Origin of the sequence: Sphingobacterium sp. UBA7253, from assembly GCF_002472745.1 — a bacterium.
Lineage (GTDB): Bacteria > Bacteroidota > Bacteroidia > Sphingobacteriales > Sphingobacteriaceae > Sphingobacterium > Sphingobacterium siyangense.
Genome location: NZ_DKSP01000227.1, coordinates 45,023 through 45,419 on the forward strand (window position 1 = coordinate 45,023; position 397 = coordinate 45,419).

General features: G+C 35.8%; 2 protein-coding genes. Both read right to left on the reverse strand.

All coding sequences use genetic code 11. The features are described 5' to 3' along the window. On the reverse strand, positions 1-126 hold a 126-nt coding region (locus B2X72_RS24280), incomplete at its 3' end, for a GTP-binding protein (RefSeq protein WP_286851842.1). A gap of 12 nt (positions 127-138) precedes the next feature. Continuing rightward, positions 139-397 (reverse strand): urease accessory protein UreF (locus B2X72_RS24285; protein WP_286851840.1); only part of this gene is annotated, 259 nt, incomplete at its 5' end.

Here is a 397-nt window from a genome sequence, read left to right on the forward strand (position 1 = left end):
ATCATTTGTAATTACTGCAAGATCAATTTCATTCATCAAACGTCTGCTCAATCTTTCCAATAATGCTGTTTTACCAGACCCTACTGGTCCACCAACTCCTATTTTAACATATTTTCTATTTTCCATTGTAATTGTTTTTTAAGAAATATAAACTCTAGAATATAATCGTTCGTGTTGCATGCAACGGATGTCAAATCCAATGTTGCATAAGCCCACTAAATTCCGTTCAACTGTTAAGGTCTCTTTGCAGAGATCAAGTATATCATCATGTAAACCAAAAAGTATATCTTGGCCATCCAACTGCCCTAATGGCACCAGTTTAACAGCATTGGTCACCATTGTAATAGCGGCATTATAATAAAAGCCGTGCAACGCTTCTTCCAAAGGAATTGCTAAA